1 protein-coding gene is annotated in these 669 nt (G+C 48.9%); it reads left to right on the top strand.

The genetic code is table 11. The features are described from left to right. On the top strand, positions 1-517 hold a 517-nt coding region (locus ACTHUT_RS21445), incomplete at its 5' end, for a solute carrier family 23 protein (protein ID WP_440419827.1). Positions 518-669 lie beyond the last annotated feature (152 nt).

Genomic DNA, 669 nt, shown 5'->3' with positions numbered 1-669 from the left:
CGGCGGCATTATGGCCATCGGTAATGTAACCGGCACAAACTACACTAAAAACCCTGGCTTGGACAAAACCCTCGCCGGCGACGGCTTGGGCGTATGCGTAGCCGGTTTGATCGGCGGCCCTCCTGTGACCACTTACGGCGAAGTAACAGGCGCGGTGATGATTACCAAAAACAGCAATCCCGTCATCATGACTTGGGCGGCAATTTTTGCGATTTTTATGGCGTTTTTCGGTAAGTTCAACGCGTTTTTGGCTTCGATTCCTATGCCGGTTATGGGCGGTATTATGTTGCTGCTGTTCGGTACAATCGCCTCTTTGGGCATCAAAACATTGATTGATGCGAAAGTCGATTTGATGCAGCCGAAAAATCTGGTTATCGTCAGCTCCGTATTGACCACCGGTATCGGCGGCATGATTATCAAAGTAGGTACTTTGAGCTTCGCCGGTGTAGGTTTGTGCGCCGTATTGGCGATTATCCTGAACTGCGTTTTGCCCAATACAAAATCAGAAGAAGCATAAATAGCTGGCTCATAAACACAAAGGCCGTCTGAAAATGAGATTTCAGACGGCCTTTCTATTACGCTTTATACAATGAAAAATGCCGGAGACTTAACCATCTCCGGCATTTTTGACTAAGGTGGCGAGCCGAACCCCCGGCACTGGCTCATCAG

This window comes from Neisseria sp. P0022.S010, from assembly GCF_051956635.1.
Note: the sequence above shows the minus strand (reverse complement) of the source record. Positions and strands in the feature narration are given on the sequence as shown.